At 72.6% G+C, this 26,046-nt stretch carries 25 protein-coding genes, 2 tRNA genes and 3 pseudogenes; 19 read left to right on the forward strand and 11 right to left on the reverse strand.

The genetic code is table 11. From position 1 onward, the window contains the following. Positions 1-36 precede the first annotated feature (36 nt). Together ACFY2B_RS25470 and ACFY2B_RS25475 are read right to left on the reverse strand one after the other, a co-directional pair. Entirely contained in the window at positions 37-540 is a 504-nt protein-coding gene (locus ACFY2B_RS25470) for a heme-degrading domain-containing protein (protein ID WP_390765379.1), read from the reverse strand. Continuing rightward, positions 537-1,616, reverse strand: a complete 1,080-nt coding sequence (locus tag ACFY2B_RS25475; RefSeq protein WP_390765380.1) for a Gfo/Idh/MocA family oxidoreductase — start codon at positions 1,614-1,616, stop codon at positions 537-539. The genes ACFY2B_RS25470 and ACFY2B_RS25475 overlap by 4 nt, the downstream gene beginning before the upstream one ends. Positions 1,617-1,864: 248 nt before the next feature. On the opposite strand from ACFY2B_RS25475, the gene ACFY2B_RS25480 reads away from it, so the two are divergent. From ACFY2B_RS25480 to ACFY2B_RS25550, 15 genes and pseudogenes are all read left to right on the forward strand, one after another. After that, on the forward strand, positions 1,865-2,989 hold the full coding sequence (locus tag ACFY2B_RS25480; protein ID WP_390765434.1) for an ROK family protein: 1,125 nt from the start codon (positions 1,865-1,867) through the stop codon (positions 2,987-2,989). A gap of 438 nt (positions 2,990-3,427) precedes the next feature. After that, the gene (locus ACFY2B_RS25485) at positions 3,428-4,183 is read left to right on the forward strand and encodes a GntR family transcriptional regulator (RefSeq protein ID WP_390765381.1); all 756 of its coding nucleotides are present in this window, start codon (positions 3,428-3,430) and stop codon (positions 4,181-4,183) included. Positions 4,184-4,443: 260 nt separating this feature from the next. Beyond that, positions 4,444-5,568: a TIGR03364 family FAD-dependent oxidoreductase gene (locus ACFY2B_RS25490; protein WP_390765382.1), complete on the forward strand. Its 1,125-nt coding sequence runs from the start codon at positions 4,444-4,446 to the stop codon at positions 5,566-5,568. 146 nt (positions 5,569-5,714) lie between these two features. Beyond that, a complete protein-coding gene (locus ACFY2B_RS25495; RefSeq protein WP_390765435.1) occupies positions 5,715-6,371 on the forward strand; it encodes an HAD family hydrolase in 657 nt (218 codons plus the stop codon). Between the two features lies 1 nt (position 6,372). Further along, entirely contained in the window at positions 6,373-7,419 is a 1,047-nt protein-coding gene (locus ACFY2B_RS25500; protein ID WP_390765383.1) for an ABC transporter ATP-binding protein, read from the forward strand. Continuing rightward, entirely contained in the window at positions 7,412-8,332 is a 921-nt protein-coding gene (locus ACFY2B_RS25505) for a 2-aminoethylphosphonate ABC transporter permease subunit (protein WP_390765384.1), read from the forward strand. Before ACFY2B_RS25500 ends, ACFY2B_RS25505 begins: the two co-directional genes overlap by 8 nt. Next, positions 8,319-9,116: an ABC transporter permease gene (locus ACFY2B_RS25510; protein WP_390765385.1), complete on the forward strand. Its 798-nt coding sequence runs from the start codon at positions 8,319-8,321 to the stop codon at positions 9,114-9,116. Before ACFY2B_RS25505 ends, ACFY2B_RS25510 begins: the two co-directional genes overlap by 14 nt. Positions 9,117-9,175: 59 nt before the next feature. Then, on the forward strand, positions 9,176-10,231 hold the full coding sequence (locus tag ACFY2B_RS25515) for a 2-aminoethylphosphonate ABC transporter substrate-binding protein (protein WP_390765386.1): 1,056 nt from the start codon (positions 9,176-9,178) through the stop codon (positions 10,229-10,231). Positions 10,232-10,377: 146 nt separating this feature from the next. Further along, positions 10,378-10,518, forward strand: a complete 141-nt coding sequence (locus ACFY2B_RS25520; RefSeq protein WP_390765387.1) for a hypothetical protein — start codon at positions 10,378-10,380, stop codon at positions 10,516-10,518. Then, positions 10,463-11,038: pseudogene (locus tag ACFY2B_RS25525) on the forward strand (alkaline phosphatase family protein); the annotation flags it as partial. The gene ACFY2B_RS25520 and the pseudogene ACFY2B_RS25525, both read left to right, overlap by 56 nt. A 142-nt stretch (positions 11,039-11,180) precedes the next feature. Next, entirely contained in the window at positions 11,181-11,312 is a 132-nt protein-coding gene (locus tag ACFY2B_RS25530; protein WP_390765439.1) for a hypothetical protein, read from the forward strand. Between the two features lie 295 nt (positions 11,313-11,607). Then, positions 11,608-12,387, forward strand: coding sequence for an HAD-IIA family hydrolase (locus tag ACFY2B_RS25535; protein ID WP_390765388.1), 780 nt, complete (start codon positions 11,608-11,610; stop codon positions 12,385-12,387). 92 nt (positions 12,388-12,479) lie between these two features. Further along, positions 12,480-13,109 (forward strand): hypothetical protein, encoded by a 630-nt coding sequence (locus tag ACFY2B_RS25540; protein WP_390765389.1) that lies wholly within the window; start codon positions 12,480-12,482, stop codon positions 13,107-13,109. A gap of 14 nt (positions 13,110-13,123) precedes the next feature. Continuing rightward, the gene (locus ACFY2B_RS25545) at positions 13,124-13,789 is read left to right on the forward strand and encodes a sortase domain-bontaining protein (protein ID WP_390765390.1); all 666 of its coding nucleotides are present in this window, start codon (positions 13,124-13,126) and stop codon (positions 13,787-13,789) included. Positions 13,790-14,202: 413 nt separating this feature from the next. Then, positions 14,203-14,540, forward strand: a pseudogene (locus ACFY2B_RS25550) (endoglucanase); the annotation flags it as partial. On the opposite strand, the gene ACFY2B_RS25555 reads toward ACFY2B_RS25550, so the two are convergent. Both ACFY2B_RS25555 and ACFY2B_RS25560 read right to left on the reverse strand, forming a co-directional pair. Continuing rightward, positions 14,518-15,216 (reverse strand): FadR/GntR family transcriptional regulator, encoded by a 699-nt coding sequence (locus tag ACFY2B_RS25555; protein ID WP_390765391.1) that lies wholly within the window; start codon positions 15,214-15,216, stop codon positions 14,518-14,520. The pseudogene ACFY2B_RS25550 and the gene ACFY2B_RS25555 overlap by 23 nt on opposite strands. Positions 15,217-15,499: 283 nt before the next feature. After that, a tRNA-Lys gene (locus ACFY2B_RS25560) sits at positions 15,500-15,576 on the reverse strand. Positions 15,577-15,758: 182 nt separating this feature from the next. Between ACFY2B_RS25560 and ACFY2B_RS25565 the strand changes: the two genes are divergently transcribed. The 3 genes from ACFY2B_RS25565 (at position 15,759) to ACFY2B_RS25575 (ending at position 19,041) form a co-directional block, all read left to right on the forward strand. Continuing rightward, a complete protein-coding gene (locus ACFY2B_RS25565; protein WP_390765392.1) occupies positions 15,759-17,057 on the forward strand; it encodes a peptidoglycan-binding protein in 1,299 nt (432 codons plus the stop codon). Between the two features lie 159 nt (positions 17,058-17,216). Continuing rightward, positions 17,217-18,338 carry an SPFH domain-containing protein gene (locus ACFY2B_RS25570; RefSeq protein WP_390765393.1) on the forward strand — a complete coding sequence of 374 codons (1,122 nt, stop codon included), beginning with the start codon at positions 17,217-17,219 and terminating at the stop codon, positions 18,336-18,338. Between the two features lie 97 nt (positions 18,339-18,435). Beyond that, positions 18,436-19,041, forward strand: a complete 606-nt coding sequence (locus tag ACFY2B_RS25575) for a lytic polysaccharide monooxygenase (protein ID WP_390765394.1) — start codon at positions 18,436-18,438, stop codon at positions 19,039-19,041. Positions 19,042-19,159: 118 nt separating this feature from the next. On the opposite strand, the gene ACFY2B_RS25580 is transcribed toward ACFY2B_RS25575, so the two are convergent. Further along, on the reverse strand, positions 19,160-19,978 hold the full coding sequence (locus ACFY2B_RS25580) for a M15 family metallopeptidase (RefSeq protein ID WP_390765395.1): 819 nt from the start codon (positions 19,976-19,978) through the stop codon (positions 19,160-19,162). A gap of 101 nt (positions 19,979-20,079) precedes the next feature. Here ACFY2B_RS25580 and ACFY2B_RS25585 point away from each other — a divergent pair. Next, a pseudogene (locus ACFY2B_RS25585) lies at positions 20,080-21,737 on the forward strand (AMP-binding protein). Here the strand turns inward: ACFY2B_RS25585 and ACFY2B_RS25590 are convergent. From ACFY2B_RS25590 to ehuB, 6 genes are all read right to left on the reverse strand, one after another. Further along, positions 21,703-21,776: transfer RNA gene (locus ACFY2B_RS25590), tRNA-Lys, on the reverse strand. The pseudogene ACFY2B_RS25585 and the gene ACFY2B_RS25590 sit on opposite strands and share 35 nt — an antisense overlap. A 152-nt stretch (positions 21,777-21,928) precedes the next feature. Continuing rightward, entirely contained in the window at positions 21,929-22,687 is a 759-nt protein-coding gene (locus ACFY2B_RS25595) for an IclR family transcriptional regulator (RefSeq protein ID WP_390765396.1), read from the reverse strand. Positions 22,688-22,913: 226 nt separating this feature from the next. Beyond that, entirely contained in the window at positions 22,914-23,633 is a 720-nt protein-coding gene (gene ehuA, locus ACFY2B_RS25600; protein WP_390765436.1) for an ectoine/hydroxyectoine ABC transporter ATP-binding protein EhuA, read from the reverse strand. A gap of 52 nt (positions 23,634-23,685) precedes the next feature. After that, on the reverse strand, positions 23,686-24,336 hold the full coding sequence (gene ehuD, locus ACFY2B_RS25605) for an ectoine/hydroxyectoine ABC transporter permease subunit EhuD (RefSeq protein WP_390765397.1): 651 nt from the start codon (positions 24,334-24,336) through the stop codon (positions 23,686-23,688). Continuing rightward, on the reverse strand, positions 24,333-25,061 hold the full coding sequence (ehuC, locus tag ACFY2B_RS25610; RefSeq protein WP_390765398.1) for an ectoine/hydroxyectoine ABC transporter permease subunit EhuC: 729 nt from the start codon (positions 25,059-25,061) through the stop codon (positions 24,333-24,335). The genes ehuD and ehuC overlap by 4 nt, the downstream gene beginning before the upstream one ends. Then, entirely contained in the window at positions 25,058-25,975 is a 918-nt protein-coding gene (gene ehuB / locus ACFY2B_RS25615) for an ectoine/hydroxyectoine ABC transporter substrate-binding protein EhuB (protein ID WP_390765399.1), read from the reverse strand. Before ehuB ends, ehuC begins: the two co-directional genes overlap by 4 nt. Between the last annotated feature and the right edge of the window lie 71 nt (positions 25,976-26,046).

Raw genomic sequence — 26,046 nt, forward strand, 5'->3', positions numbered from 1 at the left:
CAACCGGAGGGAGCCTCGGGATGGTCCCGTGGGGTGTCAGATGTCCAGGAAACGCTCCAGTGCCTCCACCACCAGGCGGTGGTCCTGGAGCTGCGGCAGGCCGGAGACGGTGACCGCGCCGATCACGCCCACGTCCGCGACGGTGATCGGGAACGAGCCGCCGTGCGCCGCGTACACGTCCGGGTCGAGTCGGGAGGAGTCCTCGAAGCTCGTACCCTTGGCCCGGAAACGGGCGCCGACCAGGTAGGACGGGGCGCTGTAGCGCTCCACGACGCGGCGCTTGCGGGCGATCCAGGCGTCGTTGTCGGGGGTGGACCCGGGCAGCGCCGCGTGGAAGAGCTGCTGGCCGGCGCGGTGGATGTCAATCGCCACCGGGGCATGGCGCGCCCGTGCCAGCTCCACCAGGAGCGAGCCCAGGGCCCAGGCGTCGTCGCAGGTGAACCGGCGGAAGACCAGCCGGTGCTGCTGTGCCTCCAACTCCTCGATGCTCGGGGCGGCCTCGGCGGCGGACCCCGGTCCGCCCTGCGGGTGGCGGCTCACAGCGTCACCGCCACACCGTCGCGGGCGGAGCGGCGGGCCGCCTCCAGTACGTCGAGGGCGTCGGCCGCGGCCAGTGCGCCGACCGGGTTGGGACCGGCACCGGTCAGCGCCTCGGCGATGGCCGCGTAGTACGCCGGGTAGTCGCCGGGCCGGGTCGGTACGGGCGTGCCGCCGCCGGTGAGCGGCGACTCCCCGGAGCCGATCCGGCCCCACAGGGACTCGGGTTCGGTGCCCCAGCCGGGGCCCGGCCGCCGCCCCTCGCGCAGCGCCGCCTCCTGCGGGTCGAGGCCGTACTTCACATAGCCCGCGCGCGAGCCGAGCACCCGGAAACGGGGACCGAGCTGGGCGGTGGTGGCGGAGGCGTACAGGTGAGAGCGGACACCGCCGGCGTGGGTGATCGCGATGAACGTGTCGTCGTCGGCCTCGGCGGCTGGGCGGCGCACGTCCGACTCGGCGTACACGCGCGTGGCCGGGCCGAACAGGACCAGGGCCTGGTCGACTGTGTGGCTGCCGAGGTCGTAGAGCAGACCTCCGATCTCTGCCGGGTCGCCGGACTCGCGCCAGCCGCCCTTGAGCTGCGGACGCCAGCGCTCGAAGCGGGATTCGAACCGCTGGACCTCGCCCAGCGCGCCCTCCGCCAGGAGCCCCCGCAGGGTCAGGAAGTCGTTGTCCCAGCGGCGGTTCTGGAAGACCGACAGCAGCAGGCCGCGCTGCTCGGCGAGGGCGGCCAGCTCCCGGGCCTCGGCGGCCGTGCCGGCCAGTGGCTTGTCCACCACGACCGGCAGGCCCGCCTTGAGGGCGGCGGTGGCCAGCGGGACGTGCGTCTTGTTCGGCGACGCGATGACGATCAGGTCCAGTCCGTCCGCGCGGTCGAACAGTTCGTCGGGGTCGGCGGCGAGCCGTACGTCCGGGTGCTCGGCGCGGGCCTGCCGCTGCCGTTCGGGGTTCGCGGTGACCACCGTGTCGAGGGCGAGGCCGTCCGTGGCGGAGATCAGCGGGGCGTGGAAGACGGAGCCCGCCAGGCCGTAGCCGATCAGGCCCACGCGCAGGGGGGTGCCAGTCGTACCAGTTGTCATGCAGCCACTTTCGCAACGCTGTTTCCAAAGTGCAAGGTGCCGGAGAGAATGGGGGTGTGGAACGGGCGGACAGGGAGTACGTGGACCGGGAGTACGGGGAGAGCGTGGAGCGCGCAGCGAGCGCCGGGCGGCGTGACGGCGGCCGGTCGGCCGCCTTCAGGAGCGCGGCGGGGGCGGTCGGCGCCGCCGCCGGGACCGGGACCGGGGCGGACGGCGGTGCGGCCGGGGCGGGCGGCGCGGCAGGCAGCGTGGGCGGAGCGGCAGGTGCTGCGGGCGCAGGTGCTGTGGGCGGTGGGGCGGGCGCGAACCTGCTCGCCCTGCGCAGTCACAACACCGCGCTCGTGCTCGATCTGGTGCGCACCGCGGGGAGCGACGGGATCAGCCGGCTGGAGCTGGCCGAGCGCACCGGGCTGACCCCGCAGGCGGTCAGCAAGATCACCGCCCGGCTGCGTGCGGAGGGGCTGGCGGCGGAGGCGGGGCGGCGCGCGTCGACCGGCGGGAAGCCGCGGACGGTGCTGCGGCTGGTGCCGGGGGCCGGACACGCGGTGGGGGTGCACCTGGACCGGGACGAGGTACGGGCGGTGCTCTGCGACCTCGCCGGAGCGGTGGTGGCCGAGACCCGGTCCGGGCTGGATCTGGGAGGCGGGGCGGCGGCGGTCGTCGAGCGGACGGCCCGGCAGGTCGAGGAACTGCTGCCCGGCTCGCGGGGGCCGCTGCTCGGGGTCGGGGTCGCGCTGCCGGGCCCGCTGGACCACACGCGGGGTGTGCTGCACCGGGTCACCGGGTTCCCCGAGTGGGACGGATTCCCGCTGCGGGACGCGCTGGCACGGCGGCTCGGGCGGCCCGTGGTGGTCGACAAGGACACGAACGCGGCGGCGCTCGGGCTGGCGGTCGCGGGGGAGGGCGGCTCGTTCGCGTACCTGCACCTCGGTACGGGGCTCGGCGCCGGACTGGCGATCGGCGGGAGCGTGCACCGGGGCGCGCGAACCGGCGCGGGGGAGTTCGGCCACCAGGTCATCCAGCTCGACGGGCCCGTGTGCACGTGCGGCGGCCGGGGGTGCGTCGAGGCGCTGTGCCTGGCGGCCGTGGCCCGCGGGGACCTGGCGGAGGCGGCCCGCGTGCTGGGCGCGGGAGCGGCGAACCTGGTGGGGCTGCTGGACATCGACCTCGTACTGCTGGGAGGCCGGACGGTGGCGGCGGCACCGGGGGAGTTCGTGCGGGGGGTCGAGGCCGTACTGGCGGAACGGGCCCGGCGGGAGGGGGCCCTCGGGGACGCGGTCCCGGTGCGCCTCGCCCCCGGCGGGGGCCGGGGGGTCGCGAAGGGCGCCGCGCATCTGCTGCTGGCACCGCTGTTCGGCCGGCCGGACGGTTGAGACCGGTCCTGGCACCGGGGCACGCACGCGAGGGTCGGGTCGGTCGTGCCGCATGGAGCGGTCGGCCGGGGCGGCGTTTCAACGGGGTCTGCTCCGGGTCTGTTCCGGGCCTGCTCCGCCGCCGGGGCCGGGCATGGGCGCCTGCCGGTGGGCGGAAGAGGCGAGCCCGCGGGCTGTCGCGGGCTGACGTGGCGTCAAGTGCCGTACGGGGAAGCCGAGCACGACCGGGAGGGACCGCCGCCGGGCAGGACCGTAGCCGGGAAGCGCCGTGGCCGGAAGGACCGTTGACGTGAAGGGCCGCGGCCCGCGTACGGCCGGCACCACGCACGGCCCGCCCGTCCGCACGCCGCCCACCCGCACTCCGCCCGCCCGCGCACGATCGTGCCCTACCCGGGGTCCCCGCCCACCGCGGCGGCGCCCGTCTGCGACGATCCCTGCGTGGACTACCCGAACGACCAGGCACCAGGCGCCCCCGTCCGCTCCGGCATCCCCGAGCACGGGCGCATCCCCAAGTACTACGCGGTGAAGGCACGGATCGCCGTCCTCGTGGAGGAGCTGGGGGAGGGCAGTCTCATCCCCACCGAGCGGGACCTCGCCGACCGGTTCGAGGTCGCGCGCGAGACCGTACGGCAGGCGGTGCGCGAACTGGTGCTGGAGGGACGGCTGCGGAGGCAGGGGCGGGGGACCGTCGTCGCCGGGCCCAAGCTGGCGCAGCCGCTCTCGCTGGCCAGCTACACCGAGGGCGTACGGCGGCAGGGGCGCACCCCGGGCCGTACGCTCGTCTCCCTCGACCGTTTCCCCTGCCCGGACGCGCTCGCCGCCGAGACCGGTCTGACCCGCGGTGAGCCGGTGTGGCACCTGGAGCGCGTCCTGCTCGCGGACGACGAGCGGGTCGGCCTGGAGAGCACCTATGTCGCGGTCGCGCGGGTACCGCGGCTGGACGCCGACTTCGAGCCCGACTCCTCCTTCTACGCCTATCTCCGCGAACGCGGCATCGCCTTCGGTGACGCCGACGAGCGGATCGAGACCGTACTGGCCACCCCGCGCGAGGCCCTGCTCGTCGGCACCCCGCCGGCCCTGCCGATGCTGCTGATCCACCGGGTGTCCCGGGACGGCGCGGGGCTTCCCCTGGAGCGGGTGCGGAGCCTGTACCGGGGGGACCGGTTCTCCTTCACCACCCACCTCACGGGTTGAGACCCACCCACCGCACGGGTTGAGCCACGGCCCGTCTCACAAGTGCGGTCACCGCTCGTCTCACAGGTGCAGTCACCGCCCGCCTCACCGGCTGAACCACCGCCCGCGCAACGGGCCGGCCACCGTCGTCCGGCTCACTCGCCCACCCCCTCTCGACATCACAAAAGGATAACGGGTCTAGCCCAAACTTGATAGGTCGTTCACGCTCTCGTTGTCAGCCGGACCTTTCCGGTTCCCCGATCGCGAGGAGCGTTGCCGCCGTGAGAGTGACAGTCGTAGGAGCGGGCGTGCTGGGCACCATGCACGCCTGGCAGGCAGTGGAACGTGGCCACACGGTCGTCCAGATCGAGCGGGAGGCCGAGGCGCGCGGCGCCTCGTTGCGCAACTTCGGGCAGCTCTGGGTCAGCGGACGCGCGGGCGGGGACGAACTCCGCACCGCCCTGCGGGCCCGGGAGCTGTGGGAGACGATCGGCGGCCGGGTTCCCGGTCTCGGATTCCGTGCCAACGGCTCCCTCACCCCGGTCCGCAGTCCCCGGGAACTCGCCGTGGCCGAGGCCGCCGCGGCCCGGCCCGACGCGGGCGAACGCGGATACGCGCTGCTGACGCCCCGTGCGGCACGCAGCCTGAACCCCGCGCTGCGCGGCGAGTTCACCGCCGCCCTGCACTGCGAGCGGGACGCCGCCGTCGAACCGCGCACCGCCCAGCTCGCCCTCCGCGCCGAGCTGCTGAAGTCCCCGCGCTACACCTTCCTGCCGGGGCGTGAGGTGCGCGAGGTCGTCGGCCCCGGCGCCGTACGGGACGACCACGGCGACGTGCACGCCGCGGACGCGGTCGTGCTGTGCACCGGCGCCTGGCTGGGCGGTCTGGTGCGGGAGCTGGCCGGACCCGGACTGCCCGTGCGCCGGGTGCGGTTGCAGATGATGCAGACCGACCCGCTGGGCGAGCCGCTGCCCACCTCGGTCGCGGACGCGGACAGCTTCCGGTACTACCCGGCGTACGCCTCCCCGGCCCTGGACGAACTCAACGCCCGGCAGCCGCAGCCCGGGACGGCCGCCGCCCACCGGATGCAACTGCTCATGGTGCAGCGCGCCGACGGCGGCCTGACCATCGGCGACACCCACGAGTACGAGCACCCCTTCGCCTTCGACACCGTCGAGGACCCCTACGACCACCTCACCTCGGTCGTCGAGTCCTTCCTCGGCCGCCCGCTGCCGAGGATCCGGCGCCGCTGGGCCGGGGTGTACGCGCAGTGCACCGACCCCGGCCGGGTCGTGCACCGGCAGCGGGTGCGCGACGGCGTGTGGCTGGTGACCGGGCCCGGCGGGCGCGGCATGACCTGCGCGCCCGCGATAGCCGAGACGACCGCCGACGAACTGGGCTGGTGAGAACAGTGCCCCCGCAGACCGACCGGATCCCGCAGACCGACCGGATCCCGCAGACCCATCAGAACCCGCAGACCGACCAGAACCCGCAGGGTCCGCAGGCTCCGCGGAACCCGCGGCCGACCGGTGTCCGGCTCGTCGTCCTCGACATGGCCGGCACCACCGTCGCCGACGGCGGCCTCGTCGAGCTGGCCTTCGAGACCGCCGCCGGCGAACTGGGTGTCGAGCCCGGCTCCGCCGACCACGCCGAGAAGCTCGCCTACGTCCGCGCCACCATGGGCGAGTCCAAGATCTCCGTCTTCCGGCACCTGTTCGGCGACGAGAGCCGCGCCCAGCGCGCGAACGCAGCCTTCGAGAAGGCGTACGGCGACCTCGTCGACGGCGGTCGCATCGCCGAGGTGCCCGGTGCCCGCGCGGCGATCGAGCGACTGCGCGCCGACGGCCGGACCGTCGTCCTGACCACCGGCTTCGCCCGGATCACCCAGGACGCCATCCTCGGCGCCCTCGGCTGGCGGGACCTGGTGCCGCTGACCCTGTGCCCGGCCGACGCCGGCGGGCGCGGACGGCCGTACCCGGACATGGTCCTGGCGGCGTTCCTGCGCACCGGGGCCGCCGACGACGTACGCCAGGTCGCCGTGGTCGGCGACACCTCCTACGACGTGCTGAGCGGACTGCGCGCCGGGGCGGGCCTGGTGGCCGGGGTACGCACCGGGGCGCACGGGGACGCGGAGTTCCGGGCGGCCGGCGCCACGCACGTCCTGGACTCGGTGGCCGGACTGCCCGGCCTGCTCACGGAGGTCCGGTGAGATGGGCATCCGGTTCGATTCCGTCACGGTCGCCTACGACGGCAACGTCGTCCTCGACTCGTTCGACCTGACCGTCGAGCCCGGCGAGGTGATGGCCCTGCTCGGGCCGTCCGGCTCCGGCAAGACCACCGCGCTGCGGGCGGTCGCCGGATTCGTACGGCCCACCTCCGGGCGGGTGTTCCTCGGCGACCGGGACGTCACGGACCTGCCGCCGCACCGGCGGGGCATCGGCATGGTCGTCCAGCAGTACGCCCTCTTCCCGCACCTGCGGGTCGCGGACAACGTGGCCTTCGGCCTGAAGGCGCGCAGGGCCGCCAAGAGCGAGATCCGCACCCGGGTCGCCGAGGCGCTGGAGCTGACCGGGATGGCGGCGTACGCGCGCCGCTATCCGCGGGAGCTGTCCGGCGGACAGCAGCAGCGGGTGGCCATCGCCCGCGCCCTCGCCATCCGCCCGGACGTGCTGCTCCTCGACGAGCCGCTGTCCGCGCTCGACGCCCGGCTGCGCTCCGGGATGCTCACCGAACTCGCCCGGCTCCACCGCGAGCTGCCCGACGTCTCCATCCTGTACGTCACCCACGACCAGGTGGAGGCGCTGACCCTCGCCGACCGGATCGCCGTGCTGGACAAGGCCCGGCTCCAGGACGTCGGCACCCCGCTGGAGCTGTACCGGGCGCCGCGCACCGAGTTCACCGCCTCCTTCGTCGGCAACGCCAACCTGCTCCCGGTGACCGTCGGCGAGCGGGGGGTGTCCTTCGGCGGTGCCGAGATCGAGGTCGCGACCGGCGGCGCGGTGCCCGGGGCACGGGCCACGCTGTGCGTGCGGCCCCACCTCGTCGGCCTGGGCGGCGGCCCGAACCAGCTCACCGGGACGGTCGGCGAGATCCAGTGGCGGGGTGCCACGCACCGCCTGCACGTCGACGTCGACGGGCACCGGATCATGGCGGACCTGCGGGAACTGCGCGAACCGCCCGCCCACGGCGCGTCCGTCACACTGCACTTCGCGGCCGAGGACGCGGTGCTGCTGCCCCTGGGAGCCGGCGATGACTGAGGCCGTCCGCCGGGCGCGGCCGGTCCGCGGCCGGCCGCGCAGTTCCCCGAGCGGTTCTCCGCGCCCTTCCCCGCGCCCTTCCCCGCGCCCTTCTCCGCGCACCCTCGCGTGGACGGTCCTGCCGCCCGTCGCGCTGCTCGTCCTGTTCTTCCTCTACCCCCTCGCCCTGGTCGTCGAGCAGTCCGTGCACCCGGACAGCGGCGGCACCTCGCTCCAGCCGTACGCCGACGTCTTCGCCTCCGGGGCCTTCCGCGAGGCGCTGTGGACCACCGTGTGGCTGGCGCTGGCCGCCACCGCCGGATGCCTGGTCCTCGGGTTCGTGCTCGCGCTGGTCATCGCCTTCGTGCCGTTTCCCGGGGCCAGGGCGGTCTCCCGGTTCATCGACGTCTTCCTGTCCTTCCCGTCCTTCCTGATCACGCTGGCCCTGCTGTTCGTCTACGGCAGGGTCGGCATGGCCAACGGGGCGTGGACGGACGTCACCGGCGCCGCCGAGGGGCCCTTCCAGTTCCTCACCACCCCGTGGGGGGTGCTGCTCGCCGAGATCACGTACTTCACACCGTTCGTGATGCGCCCGCTGCTCGCCGCGTTCTCCCAGCTCGACACCGGGCAACTGGAGGTCGCCGCCAGCCTCGGCGCGCGGCCGGCCAGGATCGTACGGCAGGTCGTCCTGCCCGAGGCGCTGCCCGCGCTCGCCGCCGGCGGCAGCCTCGTCCTGGTCCTGTGCCTCAACGAGTTCGGCATCGTGCTGTTCACCGGCGCCAAGGGCGTCACCACGCTGCCGATGCTCGTCTACAGCAAGGCGATCCTGGAGTCCGACTACCCGGGCGCCTGTGTGGTCGCCGTCGTCAACGTCCTGATCTCCGTCGGCCTGTACGGCCTGTACCGGGTGGTGAGCCGCCGTGCTCGTGCATAGCCGCAAGGGCAAGTGGACCGCCTGGACGGTGTTCTTCGTCCTCTTCCTGCCCCTGTTCGCGCTGCCGCTGCTGGTGATCCTGGCCGCGTCGTTCGCGACCAACTGGTCGAGCGTGCTGCCGTCCGGCTTCACCACCGGCAACTACACGGCCGCCACCCGCGGCGAGGCCCTCCAGGCGCTCACCACCAGCCTGCTCACCGCCGCCGGCGCGAGCCTGCTGGCCCTCGTCGCCGGCACCTGGGCCGCCCTCGCGGGCACCACCCTCGGCCGGCGCCTGCGCACCGTGCTCGACGCCCTGTTCGTGCTCCCGGTCGCCGTCCCCTCCGTGGTGGTCGGCCTGGCGGTCCTGGTCGCCTTCTCCCAGCCGCCGATCCTGCTCAACGGCACCCGGTGGATCGTCTTCCTCGCGCACACCGTGCTGGTCACGGCGTTCGCCCACCAGTCCGTCACGGCGGCCCTGACCCGCCTCGACCCGGCCTACGAACAGGCCGCGGCCTCGCTCGGCGCAGGCCCCGGCCGGGTGCTGTGGCGCATCAAGCTGCCGCTGCTGCTGCCCTCGCTGACCGCCGCCGTCGGCCTCTGCTTCGCCCTGTCCATGGGCGAACTGAGCGCCACGATGATGCTCTATCCGCCCGACTGGACCACGCTTCCGGTCCTGATCTACTCGGCCACCGACCGCGGCGCCCTGTTCGCCGGCTCCGCCCTGGCCGTCGTCCTGATGGCGGCGACGCTGCTCGTCCTGCTCGTCATCGCCCGCATCCGCACCCGAGCCTCGTTCCGCTGATCCGGCTCACCCCCTCCCGTCGAGCATCCCCCGCTTCCCCGCAAGGAGTTCAGTCCGCCATGCCCAAGAACGGCGCCAAGCTCGCCCTCGCCCTCGCGCTGTGCGCGACCCCGCTGCTCGCCGCCTGCTCCGGCACCTCCACCGGCTCCGACGCCAAGGAGGTCACCGTCTACAGCGCCGACGGCCTCAAGGGCGAGAACGGCGACGGCTGGTACGACAAGATCTTCAAGGACTTCCAGAAGCAGACCGGCATCAAGGTCAACTACGTCGAGGGCGGCTCCGGCGAGGTCGTCCAGCGCGCCCTGCGCGAGAAGAGCAACCCGCAGGCCGACGTGCTGGTCACCCTCCCGCCGTTCATCCAGCAGGCCGACGGCAAGGGCCTGCTCCAGAAGTACGCCCCGCAGGGCGCCGACCAGGTCGGCGGCGCCGACAAGGCGGCCGACGGCACCTGGACCTCCGTCGTCAACAACTACTTCGGGTTCATCTACAACAAGAAGGAGCTGAAGCAGGCCCCCACCACCTGGGAGCAACTGCTCGACGGCAGCTACAAGAACAAGCTCCAGTACTCCACCCCGGGCGTCGCCGGCGACGGAACCGCCGTCCTGATCAAGGCCATGCACGACTTCGGCGGCAAGGACGCGGCCCTCGCCTACCTGAAGAAGCTCCAGGCCAGCAACGTCGGCCCGTCCGCCTCCACCGGCAAGCTCGCCCCCAAGGTGGACAAGGGCGAACTGCTCGTCGCCAACGGCGACGTGCAGATGAACTACGCGCAGTCCAAGACCATGCCCAACCTCGGCATCTGGTTCCCCGCCGGGCAGGGCGGCAAGCCCACCACCTTCGCCCTGCCGTACGCGGCCGGCCTCGTCACCAAGGCCCCGCACTCCGACAACGGCAGGAAGCTCCTCGACTTCCTGCTGGGCCGGCAGGCCCAGCAGGAGGTCAGCGAGGTCGGCGGCGGCTTCAGCGCCCGCCAGGACGTCAAGGCCGCCGACGCCGACGCCATCGCCCTGACCAAGATCATGGACGGGGTCGAGGTGTTCGAGCCGGACTGGGCCGACATCGAGCAGAACCTGACGTCGTACGTCGAGGACTGGAAGTCGGCCACCGGAAGCTGACCCCCTCCGCCCGGCAACACGCTCCGCAAGCCCGCGACTTCACCCGAACAGGGGCCCCACGGCCCCGCTCGGGCCGGCCGCACGGAGCCCCTCCGCGCGGCCGGCCCGGTCCGCAAGGTCCAGCCCACCCGCAACCGGAGGTTCCCGTGTCGTCCCGTGTCTCCCGTCGTGCCCTGCTCGGATCCGCGGTCGCCCTCGCCGTCTCGGCGGAGCCGCTCGCCGGCCTCGCCCATGCCGCGGCCCGCACCCCGAAGGTCTGGTCATCGGCCTCGACGGCTGCCTGCTGAGCCGTATCAAGGACGCCGACGCGCCCCACCTGGACGCCCTGACGGCCGCCGGCCTCACCGCGCCCAGCAGCATCTACGCCAACCCGTTCGCGCCCCCCTCTCCGGCCCCGGCTGGTCGACGATCATCACCGGTGTCTGGCCGGACAAGCACAACGTCAAGGACAACACCCTCAGCGGCAACAAGTTCAGCCAGTACCCGGACTTCCTCACCCGGATCGAGACCGCGAAGCCCTCGCTCAGCACGTACGCCGTCTCCTCCTGGGCGCCGATCACCGACACCGTGTTCTCGGTGAAGGCCGACACCCGCGTCTCCACGCCGAGCGCCGAGTACGACACCGGCACCACCTCGCGCGCGGTCGCCACACTCAAGGGAGGCAACCCCGACGCGGTCTTCGTCCACCTCGACAACATCCACCACGCGGGCCACAGCCACGGCGCCGCCTCCCAGCAGTACCTGGACGCTGTCCACACCGCCGACGCCCAGGTCGGCCAGCTGGTCACCGCCGTCAAGTCCCGTGCCACGTACGCCAACGAGGACTGGCTCATCATGATCACCGCCGACCACGGGCACACCGACGCGGGCGGCCACGGCGGCTCCAGCAGCCCCGAACGGCAGACCTTCCTCATCGCCACCGGACCGACCCTGGCGGCCGGCGGCCGACGTGTCCTCCCGTACCGAGACCGTCACCCTCCAGGTCCCGGCCGGCGCCACCACCGCCCGCCTCCGCTTCCGGTACACCGGCGGCAACAACTGGTACTGGGTGCTCGACGCGATACGCCTCACCCAGCCCTGACCCCGCCCCGACCAGTTCCCCGCGCCCCAAAGGAGCGCGGGGTCCTGTTCCTATGCGGCTCCGCCGCGGCGGGGGCGCGACCGGCCCCGATGTTCCGGCGGGCGAGAACGCATCTGTCCGGGTCGCCCCCTTGGAGGGGCGCGGGGAACTGCGCGACCAGCCCCGACGCCCCCGCAGGAAAAAACGCACCCATCCCAGTCACCCCAGTGGAGCGCTTACGCTGGGGTCGTCGGCACGCCGTCGTTCCGCCACCCCCGCCCAGAAAACTCACACGCATGCCAGGAGACCGAAGCACATGGCAGACAGCAGGCCCATCGAGTCCTGGCTCACCGACATGGACGGTGTGCTCGTCCACGAGGGAATTCCGATCCCCGGCGCCGACGCCTTCCTGAAGAAACTGCGCGATTCCGGCCGCCCGTTCCTGGTCCTCACCAACAACTCGATCCAGACCCCGCGCGACCTGCACGCCCGGCTCGGCCGCATGGGCCTGGACGTGCCCGTCGCCAACATCTGGACCTCGGCGCTGGCCACCGCCCAGTTCCTCGACGACCAGCGCCCCGGCGGCAGCGCGTACGTCATCGGCGAGGCCGGCCTGACCACCGCCCTGCACGACATCGGGTACATACTCACCGACCAGGAGCCCGACTACGTGGTGCTGGGCGAGACCCGCACCTACTCCTTCGAGGCCATGACCAGGGCGGTGCGGCTCATCCTCGGCGGGGCCCGGTTCATCTGCACCAACCCGGACGAGACCGGCCCGTCCACCGAGGGCCCGCTGCCCGCCACCGGCGCCGTCGCCGCGCTGATCACCAAGGCCACCGGCAAGAAGCCGTACTTCGCGGGCAAGCCGAACCCGCTGATGATGCGTACGGGGCTGAACGCGATCGGCGCCCACTCCGAGACCAGCGCCATGATCGGCGACCGCATGGACACCGATGTGCTGGCCGGCATGGAGGCCGGGATGCGGACGTACCTGGTGCTCACCGGCCTGACCAGGCCCGAGCATGTCGAGGACTTCCCGTACCGGCCGTCCGAGGTGGTGGACTCGATCGCGGACCTCGTCGACCGCATCTGAAACCTTTGTGACCCGAACGGAGCAGGCGGACGCCGCCGAGGATGCGGGCCGACGGCTGCCGGGGGAGCCTCCAGATATCTGGAGGTTTCACGATGGGCTCACTACCCCTCACTCTCGGTACAGGAATCCTCGTCGTCGCCGTGCTCACCCCGTCGGCGTACGCGGCGGACGGCGGGGTCTCGGTGGCCCCGTCCGCCCCCGCCCCCGGCGGCGACGTGGCCGTGCGGGTCAGCGGCTGCGACGCGCGGACCGGCACCGCGGTCTCCGAGGCGTTCGCCGCCGACGGCACCCTCAGCGGTCCGGACGGCACGCTGGGCGGCCGGAGCCGGATCAGCCAGGCGGCCTCGCCCGGCCCCTATGACATCCGGGTCACCTGCGGCGACACCCAGCTCACCGGCACGGTCACGGTGACCGGCGCCGACTCCGGCGCCGCACCACCGACCGCCGTCCCCACCGCTCCCCCCTCTTCCGCATCCCCTGCCACTCCCGTGTCTTCCGCCGCTCCCCCCTCTCCCGTATCCCCTGCATCTGCTGCGTCCCCTGCCTCCTCCGGCACCCCGGCCGACGTGGGCGCCGAGGACACCGCCTACTTCGCCTCCGTGGACACCCACCCGACCGGTCCCGGCCTCGTGCAGGCGATCATCGGGTTCGTCCTGGTCGGTGTCGCCGCGGTCGCCGTGGGGCTGCGCAGTGTCCGTCGCAAGCGTGACGGCAAGGACTGAGAGCGCCGCCCGCCATGTCAGACCGTGTACGAACCACCGGGGCCGGCCGACTGGTCACCGGCATCGCCTGGGCGCTGCTGCTGCTCGGGCTGTGGCTGTGGGGCCGCGAGGCGGCCGACGTACCGCCGGGGGTCTTCGCCCCCGCGACGGGCGACATGGCCGCGGTGGGACGCCCCGCGGGGGCTGAACTCCCGCCGCAGGCCGAGCCGTTGCCGGACGCGCCGCCGCAGCGCCTGGAGATCCCCGTGCTCGGCGTGCGGGCGTCCGTCGTCGACGGCGGCCCGGACGGGCGGGACGCGGCCGGCCCGCCGTCCTGCACCCAGCCGTCCGGATCGGTGGCCTGGCACGGGGGCGGAACCGAACCGGGAGCGGCCGGGGCGGCCGTCCTGGTGGGCGCCGCGGACACCGGGACCGGACCCGCCGTCTTCCACCGGGTCGGTGCGATGCGGCCCGGCGAACAGGTCCGGGTGGCCCGCGCCGACGGCACGGTCGCCGAGTTCACCGTGGACGACGTACGGGTGCTTCCCCGCGACCACTTCGACACGGGGCAGGCGTACGGGCCGCGCCGGGCCGGCCGTGCCGAACTGCGGCTGGTCACCTGCGACGACTTCGACCGGGCCGGCGACGGCTACCCGGCGAGCGTGGTGGTGTCGGCGTATCTGACCGGAACCGGCCGGTGAGACGCCGGTCGTGTCCCCCACCACCACCTGGCCCGGTCGGCGGCCAACTCCCCCCGAAGCCGCCGGCCGGGCCGGTCCTCGACCGCGGACGCCAGGGCTGCGGGAGTGGCCCGGCGATCGGCGCGGGAGGCCGGTGGAAACCACGGTGGACGCACAGCCGGCCGGGGGCTGGGGCCGCCTGAACCCCCTCTGGAAAGAAACTCTAGACGGCGAGGAAGCCCCGGCCTAGGGAGAGTTGACGCCAAGTCCCGCACCGGTGGCTCTCCGTCATCCCCACAGGTGGCCGGATGCCGGCCCGGCACACCCCCTTGTGACGACCGTGCGACTGGCCCCGGACGGATCGCGGCCTCGTGCCCTTCGTGGTGGGTATGTCACGATTGAGCCTTGGCGCGGTGCACCCAAGGGTGAGTTGGATGTACGGCAGCAGGGGGGTGCCGGTTCCGGCACGCGTACGGGCGTCCGCGGTGGTGCTGGGGGCGGCGCTGCTGGTCGCCGGATGCTCGTCGCCGGACGACGGGAAGGAGCCGGGCGGGGCGGGCGCCCCGATCACCCAACGGCCCAAGGCCGCCGACCCGTTCTGGGTCAACCCGGACGGGACCGCGGCCCGGCAGGTCGCCGCCTACGCGAAGGACGGCAGGTCCGCCGACGCCGACCGGATCAGAAGGATCGCCGAGCAGCCGACGGGGGAGTGGATCGGCCCGGAGAACCCGGAACGGGAGGCGCGCGGTTCACCGAGGCCGCGGACGGCGCCGACCAGCGGTGGACAGGCGGGCGCGGATGTTGTCGAAGTGGTCTCTTATGGCCTGTTCCGCCCGTACGGCGTCGCCGGAGCGGACCGCGTCCAGGATCTCCCGGTGCTGGTGGCAGGTGACCCGCGGATCCTGCGGCACGTCCACCAAGTCCCGCTGGACGCGGTGGAAGACGTCCCAGAACGCCTCCAGCACCTCGCTCAGCAGGACGTTGTCCAGCCCGCGGTAGAGGGCGGCGTGGAAGGCCCGGTCGGTCTCGGCGAGGCCGGCCCCGCGTTCGGCCCGCTCGTCCATCCGGTCGACGAGCGCGGCCAGCTCCGCCAGGTCGGCCGCGGGGAGCCGCCCGGCCAGCCGGGAGACCAGGCCCGCCTCCATGGCCTCGCGCAGTTCGAGCAGTTGGACCAGGGAGTCCTCGCCCCGGTGGTGCCCGGCGACCGTGCGGAAGGTGAGGCCCTCGACCATGGGGGCGAGGGACATCGGGCCGACGTAGGTGCCGAAGCCGTGCCGGATCTCCACGATGCCCATCGCCTGGAGGGCCTTCAGCGCCTCCCGTACCGAGTTCCGGCTCGCGCCGAGGAACTCCATCAGCTCGGGCTCGGTCGGCAGTGGCGCCCCGGAGGGCAGTCGTCGGTCGACGATGAGCTTCTTGATCCGCTCCTGGAGATCTCGGGCTGGCATGGGCAGAGGGTATCCGGCCAGGCTGTCGAGAGATCCTTTGTCCGTGTGAACAATCGACTCGCCGGCGAGTCGGAGCGCCGTGCGCGTCTTGTGCGCCGGGCGGATGTGACAGGAGGTGCGTCCGCGGCTGACCTCGATGCGGGGTCCCCTTGCGGGGTGGTAGTGGAGGGGGGGCGCGGTGAGGGAGGAGGGCGGGGTGGGGAGGAGTGTCCGGGGAACGCGAACGGGCGCCCTCGGATATCGAGGACGCCCAGGTCAGCGTAGTGCTGCGATGATGCTGTGGTGGTGCGCCGCCAGGGACTCGAACCCCGGACCCGCTGATTAAGAGTCAGCTGCTCTAACCAACTGAGCTAGCGGCGCCCGCTGACGCGAAAACTCTACCCGACCTCCAGGTGTGCTCCCGACCGCGACCGGACGGCGCGGGGGTGCCCTGAGGGGCGTACATCATTCGGACCGTCAACATGCGCGCCGCGACGACAGTTGAGAAACTGATCAATGTGCACAGATGCGGACATTTCACCCCGGAATGGGAGAGGGAGCGCATGGCGACTCCGGTATTCGAGGAATTCGATCCCGCGAGCGACTGCGACTGTCCGGGATGCGTTCACTGGCGGCGGGTGAGCCCGCGTTCCCTGCCCGGCCGGCTCGGCGGGCACCCGGCCTCCCGACGGGCCCTGGTCGTGGCCGCCGCCACGTCGGCCGCCCTCGCCGCGGGCCACCAGGCGTCCGCCCTCGCCGTACCCCCCACCCCGCCGGGCCCGCACCGCGCGGGGCTGCCCGCCGGCCCGGAACCCGGCACCCCGCAGGGCGGGAAGGGTCCGCTGCACGGCGGGGGCGGCGCGTCCGTCCCGCCGGCCCAGCCGCGCGCGCTCACCCGTACGGAGATCATCAACCGCGCCAAGACCTGGGTCGACGCCAAGGTGCCGTACAGCATGTCCAAGTACTGGTCCGACGGCTACCGCCAGGACTGCTCGGGCTATGTCTCGATGGCCTGGGGGCTCCGGCGCAACGAGTGGACGGGCAGCCTCGGCGGATTCGGCGTGAAGATCAAGAAGGCGGACCTGCAACCCGGCGACATCCTGCTGTTCCACAACACCGCCGACCCCGAGAAGGGCTCGCACGTCGTCATCTTCGGCGGCTGGACGGACTACACGCACACCTACTACACCGCCTACGAGCAGACGCCCCCGCACACGCGCAGGCTGGCCACCCCGTACGCCTACTGGAGCCACTCCGACAAGTACGTCCCCTACCGCTACAAGAGCCTCAAGGCGGGCGCGGCCGGAGCCGAACCGGGCGCCGCGCTCAAGGCCGGGCCGTTCCCGGGGGCCGCGTACTTCGGACCCGGGGCGGAGAACAAGTACGTCACCCAGCTCGGTCAGCTGCTGGCCGCCCGCGGCGGTGCGGCCTACTACGCCGAGAGTCCCGGGCCGCGGTGGTCGGATTCGGACCTCCGGGCGACCCAGGCGTTCCAGCGGGCCCAGGGCTGGAGCGGCGCGGACGCGGACGGGCTGCCCGGACCGCGCACCTGGGAACTGCTGGCCGGCGGGAAGGGCAAGGACATCCGGACGGCCCCGGCCGGCGCACCCGCCTCGCACGGTGTGCCCGGCTACCCCGGCCGGAACATGTTCCGGCCGGGCGCGGACAACCCGTATGTCACCCGGCTGGGGCAGCGGTTGGCCGAGAAGGGGTACGGCCGCTTCTACCCCGCCGGGCCGGGACCGCGTTGGGGCGAGGCGGACCGGCGGGCCGTCGAGGCGTTCCAGCGCTCCCAGGGCTGGCGGGGCGGCGCGGCGGACGGCTACCCGGGCCCGGAGACCTGGCGGCGCCTGTTCCGCTAGGCCACCACCCGGCCCGCCGCGTCCCGCCCTGACCCATCTCGTCCGGCCCCGTCCAGTCCGTCGTCCGGTCCCGTCCAGCCCGTTCCCGTCCTGTCCCGTCCTGTTTCTGTCACTCACTCACCTGTCATGACGCATCTGGCGCGGAGGCTGGAGGCACGCATGAGTACGACGACGTCACACACGCCCGAATCGGAGGGACCCGTCGAGGGGCCGTCCCGTCCGGTCCGGCTGATCCAGAACGAGGCGACCACCGAGATCCCCGTCCACCTGCTGTTCCGCGACGACCCCGACCCGGTGTCGGTACCGCAGAAGCCCGCGGTGGTGGCCCGCCGTCAGGGCACCGGCGAGCAGCCGCGGCTCAGGCGTCCGGGGCCGGCGCGGGCCCGGACGGTGCCCCAGGCCGACCCCGGACTGGCGGAGTGCCCGGCGCGGGTGCTGCCAGGGATCGCGGGGGTGCTCGCCGGTCTGGGCGGGGTGGCCGGGTGTCTGGCCACCTCCTGGTGGGCGGGGGCGCTGCCGCGGTTCGCGGTGACGGCGCTGGGGCTGCCGGGGGCCGCGGACGCGGGGCCGGGCCCGGCCCAGTGGGCGGCGTACGCGGGTGCCGGGGCGCTCGGCGCGCTGGGCTTCGCCGGCCTCGCCCGGGGCACGGCCGGCCGGGCCTGCGTGCTCGCCCTGTTCGGCCGCTACCAGGGGACCGTGCGGCGCACCGGTCTGCTGTGGGTCAACCCGCTGCTGCGGCGCCGCCGGGTCGACGTGCGGCTGCGGCACTGGCGCAGCGAGCCGATGCCGGCGGCCGACGGCCACGGGGTCGCGCTGCGGGTGGTGGTCCTGGTGGTGTGGCGGGTGCGGGACACCGCGCGGGCCGTGCTGGGCGTGGCGGACCACGAGGCGTATCTGCGGGACTGCGTCGAGGCGGCACTGGCCCGGGTGCCGGTGGACATGCCGGGCGGGGCGCGGGGTGCGGTGGACGCGGCGGGGGTGGCGTTGACCCGGCTGGTGGCGGCGGACGCGGCGGGCATCGGGCTTGAGGTGTTCTCGGTGCAGCCGGTGCGGGCCGAGTACGCGCCCGAGGTCGCCGCGGTGATGCACCGGCGCCGGATCGCGGCGCTGGACGCGCAGCAGCGCTCCTCCATGCTCACCTCGGTCGTGGACTCGGTGGAGGACACGGTGACCCGGCTGACCATGCGCGGGCTCGTCGAACTGGACGACTACGAACGCAAGGTGCTGGTGCGGGACCTGACGGTGGCCTTCTGTTCGGGCCGTACGGAGTCCGCACCGTGATTGGTATGGACATGTTCAACTGATGGCAATAATCTGAGACTTGGTCTAGACCTGCACGGCTCACTGAAACTCCCCCACGTTCTCCAGGAGCGGCAGCATGCGCACACAGACCAAGTTGTCCGCCGTCGTGGTGGGTCTGGCCACCGCCGGAGCCCTCGCGCTCTCCTCCGGCGGGGCCAGCGGCCACGGCTACACGGACCTTCCCATCAGCAGGCAGAAGCTCTGCCAGAACGGAACGGTGGCGAACTGCGGCAGCATCCAGTGGGAGCCGCAGAGCGTCGAGGGTCCGAAGGGCTTCCCGGCCGGCGGTCCCGCCGACGGCCAGCTCTGCAACGGCGGGCTGGGGCAGTTCGCCCAGCTCAGCTCACCGACCCAGCCGTCCGGCGCGGCCTGGCCGACCACCAAGGTGACGGGCGGACAGAGCTACACCTTCCGCTGGCAGTTCACCGCGCGGCACGCCACGACGGACTTCCGTTACTACGTCACCAAGCAGGGCTGGAACCAGAACCACGCTCTGGCCCGCTCGGACCTCAACACCACACCGTTCCTGACGGTGCCCTACAACAACCAGCAGCCGCCGGCCACGCTGTCGCACAGCGGCACCCTGCCCGGCGGTCTGAGCGGACACCACGTCATCCTCGCGGTCTGGACGATCGCCGACACGGGCAACGCGTTCTACGCCTGCTCGGACGTCACGTTCTGATCCCGTCCGGGTGAGGCCCGCGTGCGCCGGCGCGGCGGCGTCCGACGCGCGCGGGCCGAAGTACCCGGCTTAAGGAACCGACGCCGGCGGGCGGAATCAGGTCACCGGGGATATCGGTTCACCGGGGATGTCCGTTCACTGAGGACGCCGCGACCGGGAAGTCGAAGTACGTGTCCGGGTACGGCTCGTCGTCGAGGGTGTAGTGCCACCACTCCACCGGCAGATTCGTGAATCCGGCCGCTTCCATGGCGGTCTTCAGTTTCAGCCGGTTCGCGCGGGGCGCGCCGGTCACGCGGGGGTCGAGCGTGTTCGCCAGGGTGTCGAAGCAGTCGTACCCGGTGCCCATGTCGACGGAGTTGTCGGGAAACCGCTCGCCCTGGCCCGCGTAGCACGGCACCAGGGGCCGGCCCGGCACGTAGGGCGGCGTGGCCTTCGCCGGCAGTTTGACGATCGTCAGGTCCATGGTGCTGCCCCGGCTGTGTCCGGACCGCTCGGCGATGTATCCGTCGGTGAACAGGTCCTCCTTGTCCTCGTCGGGGTAGAACTCGGCCTTCATCGCCTGGTCGTCGAGGTCCTGGGCCCAGGCGACGAAGTGGTCGACGGCACGTTGCGGGCGGTAGCAGTCGTAGACCTTCAGGGAATAACCCGTTCTGAGCAGCTTTTCCTGCACCGTGTGCAGTGCCTGGGCCGCCGGCCTGGTGAGGATGCACAGCGGCTGCACATACCCGTCGACGGGCTCCCCGACGAAATTGTGCGGGGTGGCGTACCGGATCTCCTGGATGATGCCGGCGTCCACCGAGCCGAGTGCCACGAAGCCGGGCGCGGCCCCGCGGTCGTCGGCGACGGCCCGGTTCCCCGGCAGGACGAGGAGCGAGGCCGCCGACAGGGCGACGACGGACAGTATGCGAAACCTGACGGAGCGCTGGTTGTTCTGCATGCCTGTCCTATACCAGCGGCACGCCGCGCCGGGGGAGCCCCGGGAAGTCCACGTCCGACAACCCTCCACATCTGACGAGACGTCAGCTACCGTGCCCGCCCATGGAGTCCAACAGGCGTACGGTGGCGGAGCTGGTCGCGGCGCGCTGGGGTGACCGGCGGCCCGGCCTGTGGTTCGAGGAGACGGTGCTGAGCCACCACGAGGTCGCGGCCGGCGCCGCCGCCCGCGCCGCACTCCTCGCCGACCTGCTGCCGGCCGGCGCCGAACCGCACGTCGGCGTGCTGCTCGACAACACCCCGGAGTTCCCGCAGTGGCTGGCCGCCGCCGCCCTCGCGGGCGCCGCGGTCGCCGGGATCAACCCCACCCGCCGGGGCCCCGAACTGGCCCGCGACATCCTGCACACCGCATGCCCGGTGCTGGTCACCGAACGGGCCCACCTGCCGCTCCTGGACGGCCTCGACCTGCCCGGCGTCCGGCTGCTGGTCACCGACACCCCGGACTACGCCGACCTGCTCGCCCCGTACGCCGACGCCGAACCCGACCCCGCCAGGGCCGCCCCCGGCGACCGCGTCCTGCTCTACTTCACCTCCGGATCCACCGGCGCCCCCAAGGCCGCGATCTGCACGCAGGGCAGGCTGGCCGCCGCCGGACGCTCCCTCGTCGACCAGTTCGGCCTCGGCCCGGACGGCGTGCACTACATCTGCATGCCCCTCTTCCACGGCAACGCGGTGATCGCCGACTGGGCGCCCGCGCTGGCGGCCGGCGCCGGGGTGGCGCTGCGCCGGCGGTTCACCGCGTCGGGCTTCCTGCCGGACGTGCGCCGGTTCCGGGCGACGTACTTCACCTATGTCGGACGGGCCGTGCAGTACGTCCTCGCCACCGAGCCCCGGCCGGACGACGCGGACAACCCGCTGCTGCTGGGCTTCGGCACCGAGGCCGGGGCGGTGGAGGCGGCGGCCTTCGAGCGGCGGTTCGGGGTGCGGCTGGTGGAGGGGTACGGCTCCTCCGAGGGCGGCGCGGCGGTGCAGTGGACCCCGGGCACACCCGCCGGGGCGGTGGGGCGCGGGGCGGCCGGGCTGGCCGTCCTCGACCCGGACAGCGGCGCGGAGTGCCCGCCCGCCCGTTTCGACGGGGCCGGCCGGCTGCTCAACGGCGACGAGGCGATAGGCGAGCTGGTCAACCGGGGACCCAACCCCTTCGAGGGCTACTGGCGCAATCCGGCCGCGGAGGCCGAGCGGCGGCGCGGGGGCTGGTACTGGACCGGCGACCTGTTCTGCCGCGACGCCGACGGCTACCTCTACTTCGCCGGCCGCGCCGACGACCGGCTGCGGGTCGACAGCGAGAACCTGGCCGCCGCGATGATCGAGAACATCCTCGCCCGCTACCCGGGCGCCGAGGCCGTCGCCGTCTACGCGGTGCCCGACCCGGTCACCGGCGACCAGGTGATGGCGGCCGTCTCCGGCACCTTCGACCCGGCCGGCTTCGCCGACTTCCTCGCGGCCCAGCCGGACCTCGGGACCAAGATGGCGCCCCGGTTCGTCCGGCTGGTGGAGCGGATGCCGGTCACCGCCACGAACAAGATCCACCGGGCCGGGCTGCGCCGCGAGGGGCTGCGGTGCGCCGATCCGGTGTGGTGGCGGCCGCCGGGCGAGCGGGCGTACCGGAGGCTGACCGCACGGGACGCCGAAGGGCCCCTCGTCGCGACGAGGGGCCCTTCACCGATGTGCGCCGCCAGGGACTCGAACCCCGGACCCGCTGATTAAGAGTCAGCTGCTCTAACCAACTGAGCTAGCGGCGCCTGACTCCCGCCACCCACTGCTTCCGGGCGGCGACGAAGAAAATACTACCTGGTCCGAGGGGGTGCTCCGGACCATCCCGGGACCCCCGCCCGCGCTGTGGTCCGCACCACGGGTGCCCGTGCCCCGGCAGGCGCCGCCGCCCGCCAGGACACTAGATCGCCAGCGAGAGCAGTACCGGTGCCGCGCCGCGGTTCAGGGTGTCCGCGGCCTGCCGCAACCGGTGCGCGTGCGCCACCGGCAGGGACAGCGCGAGACAGCCCACCGAGGAGCCCGCCGTGATCGGGACCGCCGCGCAGACGGTGCCGACCGCGTACTCCTGGAGGTCCAGGACGGGCATGGTCGGCGGCTGGGACTCCAGACGGGACAGCAGCTGCCGGTCGCTGGTGATGGTGCGCGAGGTGAGCCTGGCCATCTTGTGCCGGGCGAGGTGGTCGCGGCGGGCGTCGTGGTCGAGCTGGGTCAGCAGGCTCTTGCCGAGCGCCGTCGCGTGCGCGGAGGAGCGGAAGTCCACCCACTCGTTGACCGCGGGGGTGGCCGGACCGTCCGCGTACTGGGTGATCCTGACCTCGCCGTCGACGTACCGGCTCAGATAGACCGCCGCGCCGACCGAGTCGCGCAGCCTGACCAGCGTGTGCTGGAGCTTCTCGCGCAGCGCCCCCTCGCGGTCGTGTGCGGAGCCGAGACGGCGCAGGGCCTCACCGGTCACATAGGCACCACCGGCGACCTGTGCGACGTACCCCTCGCGGCGCAGCATGCGCAGCAGCGCCGTCAGCCGCTCGGGGCCCAGGCCGGTCCGGCGGGCCAGCTCGGCGTCGGTGACGCCGGTGGTGTGCCGTGCCACCGTCTCCAGTACGCGCAGGGCGTCCTGGGCCGAGTGGTACGGGGCGGTCGGCTCATTCATCAGCGCCACAGTGGTCCCCCCTCTGCTCGCTCTCAGTGCCGTAATCCGGACAGCGGATCGTTTCCACGATAACGGGCAAGAGCCCGGTACGGAGGGGGCGTTCGCGAGATCACCGGGCCCCTGACCGGGGCGCCGACGCGTAGGCATATGCCCACGTCACGCCCTGGCCGGTGACCAGCCGTGATACCGCCCTCACCTGCTGCAATTGCAGCGCCGCGCGAGGGAAAAATCTCGGTCACAGGACCGCGCTCAGAAACTCCCGGGTGCGGTCCTGCTCGGGGGCGCTGAAGATCTTCTCCGGCGTCCCCGCCTCGATGATCCGGCCCGAGTCGAACATCAGGACCTGGTCGGAGATGTCCCGGGCGAAGCCCATCTCGTGGGTCACGCACAGCATCGTGATGTCCGTGCTGCGGGCGATGTCCCGCAGCAGGTCAAGGACGCCCGCGACCAGCTCGGGGTCGAGCGCCGAGGTCACCTCGTCCAGCAGCAGCACCTGCGGCCGCATGGCCAGCGCCCGCGCGATCGCCACCCGCTGCTGCTGCCCGCCGGAGAGCTGGGACGGGCGCATGCCGCACTTGTCGCTGAGGCCGACCAGCTCCAGCAGTTCGCGGGCCCGTGCCTCCGCCTCGTCCTTGGCCAGGCCGAGCACGGTGACCGGCGCCTCCATGATGTTGCGCAGCACCGTCATGTTCGGGAACAGATTGAACTGCTGGAACACCATCCCGATCTTCTTGCGGACCTCGCGGACCTCCTTCTCGGTGGCCGGGAACAGCTGCTGCCCGGCCACCGTGATCGTGCCCTCGTCCGGCTTGGCCAGCGTCATCAGCAGCCGCAGGATCGTGGTCTTGCCGGAACCGGACGGACCGATCAGGGTGACGTGCCGGCCCGCCTCGACGGACAGGTCGAGCCGGTCGAGGACGGTGTGCTCCCCGAACCGCTTGGTCACCCCCTCCATCCGGACGAGCCGGGTCGGACTGCTCTGGTCGGTGGCCGACTGTTTACGGGTCTCAACGGACAAGGCGACGCTCCAGGGTGCGCAGAAGAAGGGAGGCCAGATAGGAGATGACGATGAAGGCCACGCCGATCACCGTCACCGGCTCGGTGAACTGGAAGCGCTGCTGGGAGAAGAGACGCGCCTGCCCCAGCATCTCCAGCACGGTGATCGTCATCAGGATGGGCGTGTCCTTGAGCATCGAGATGACGTAGTTGCCCAGCGGCGGCACCACCCGGCGGACCGCCTGCGGCAGGATCACCGCCGTCCAGGTGCGCCGCACCGGCAGGTTCAACGCGGTCGCGGCCTCCCACTGGCCGATAGGCACGGCCTCGATGCCGGCCCGGTAGACCTGCATCGTGTACGTCGAGTAGTGCAGCCCGATCGCGAAGACACCGGTGGTCAGCGCGGAGAAGGCCACGCCCCACTCGGGCAGCACGTAGAAGAGGAAGAACAACTGCACCAGCAGCGGGGTGTTGCGGACGAACTCCGTCACCACCCCCACCGGCCAGCGCACCCAGCGGGTCGGTACCCGCATCAGGAGCGTCCAGACCAGGCCCAGGCTGAACGAGAGCAGTGAGCCGAGCGCCAGCGCCTCCAGGGTGACCAGCAGTCCGTCCCAGAAGTGCGGCATGAAGTCGCTGACGGCGTTCCAGTCCCAGGTCATGCGACACCTCCGTCCGTGGCGCCGACACCGGTCGTCTGCGCCCGCTTGGCCGCACGCGCCGCCTGCTCGGTCCCGGGATCCTTGCCGACCCCGGCCTTCAGCCGCTTCTCCAGCACCCGCATCAGCCGGGTGATCACGAAGGCGATCACGAAGTAGATCAGCAGCACGTAGGTGTAGACCTCCGCGCTCTGCTGGAGCGCCAGCCGCACCAGGTTGGCGCTGAACGCCAGATCACCCATGCCCATGACGGACACCAGCGCGGTGCCCTTGAGCAGTTCGACCACCAGGTTGCAGAAGGTCGGGATCATCTCCGGCACCGCCTGCGGCAGCAGGATCAGCCGCAGCCGCTGCCAGGGCGTGAAGCTGAGGGCGATACCGCCCTCCTTCTGTGCCGCGTCGACCGAGTTCAGCGCTCCGCGCACGATCTCCGAGCCGTACGCGCCGTAGGTGAGCCCGAGCGCCAGGGTGCCCGCCCACAGGGGCACCAGCTGCCAGCCGAAGGCGATCGGCAGCACGAAGAACACCCAGAAGATCATCACCAGCGCCGAGGTGCCACGGAACACCTCGGTGTAGAGACCGGCGACGAAACGGACGATCCACAGCCGGTGGGTGCGCGCGACGCCGACGACGAAGGAGACCGCGCCGGCCAGCAGCGCGCCGAGGACCAGGAGCTGGATGGTCGTCCAGACCCCTTTGAGCACGAGTTCCCAGAGCCCGGTGGTCATCCGCCGCACAGCTCCTTCGCGGTGAGGTCGGTCATCTCGTCCTTCGTGAACCCGAACGGCCGCAGGATGCGGAACAGCTCGCCGCTCTGCTTCAGCTTGTGCAGTTCGGTGTTGAAGGCGTCCCGGAGCCTCGTCTCGGTGGGCCGGAAGGCGAACGCGCCGCCGTCCACGTGCGGTTTGCCGTCCACGAGAGGGGCGAAGGCCGCGGTGGTCTCCGCCTTCGCGGACTTCTTCACCACCTCGCGGGTGGTCAGGGCGGTCCCGGCGAACACGTCCACGCGCCCGGCCTCGACCGCGTTCAGCCCGGCCACCTGGTCCGGGACGATCAGGATGTCGCCCTCTTTGTACCCGGCGTCGACCGCGTACTGGATCTCGGCGTATCCGGTTCCGGTCGCGAATGTGGCCTTCTTGGCGACGACGTCCTTGTAGTCGTGCAGCCCTTTCGGATTTCCCTTGCGCACGATGAAGGAATCGAGCATCTGGTAGTCGGGATCGGCGAAGATCACCTGTGCGCAGCGCTCGGGATTCACATACATCCCGGCCGCCACGACATCGAACTGCTGTGAATTCAGCCCCGGGATCAGCGATCCGAACTCGGTCGGCACCGGCTGCACGGTGTCCACACCGAGCCGTTTGAAGACGGCCTTCGCCAACTCCGGCGCCTCACCGGTCAGCTTGCCGTCCTTGTCGATGTAGCCGAAGGGTATTTCGCCCGCGATCCCGAGCCGTACGACGCCCTGCGCCCGCAGCCGGTCCAGCAGATCACCGCCGTTCGTCGTGGACGCCGTGGCCACGCGCGAGCAGCCCGCCGTGCCCAGCACCCCGAGCGCCGCGACGCCCGCGAGCACCGCCCGTCGGCTGTGTCTGTGTTCGTGACCGGTCGTGTGTACGCCGTTCCCAAGTGGTGGAGCCATGGCGGCGCGGCTACCCGGGACCACACGAGTTATGCCCCCGGGATTGCGCGACGGATTCCACGACCACCCGA

The organism is Streptomyces sp. NPDC001270, assembly GCF_042896695.1.
Lineage (GTDB): Bacteria > Actinomycetota > Actinomycetes > Streptomycetales > Streptomycetaceae > Streptomyces.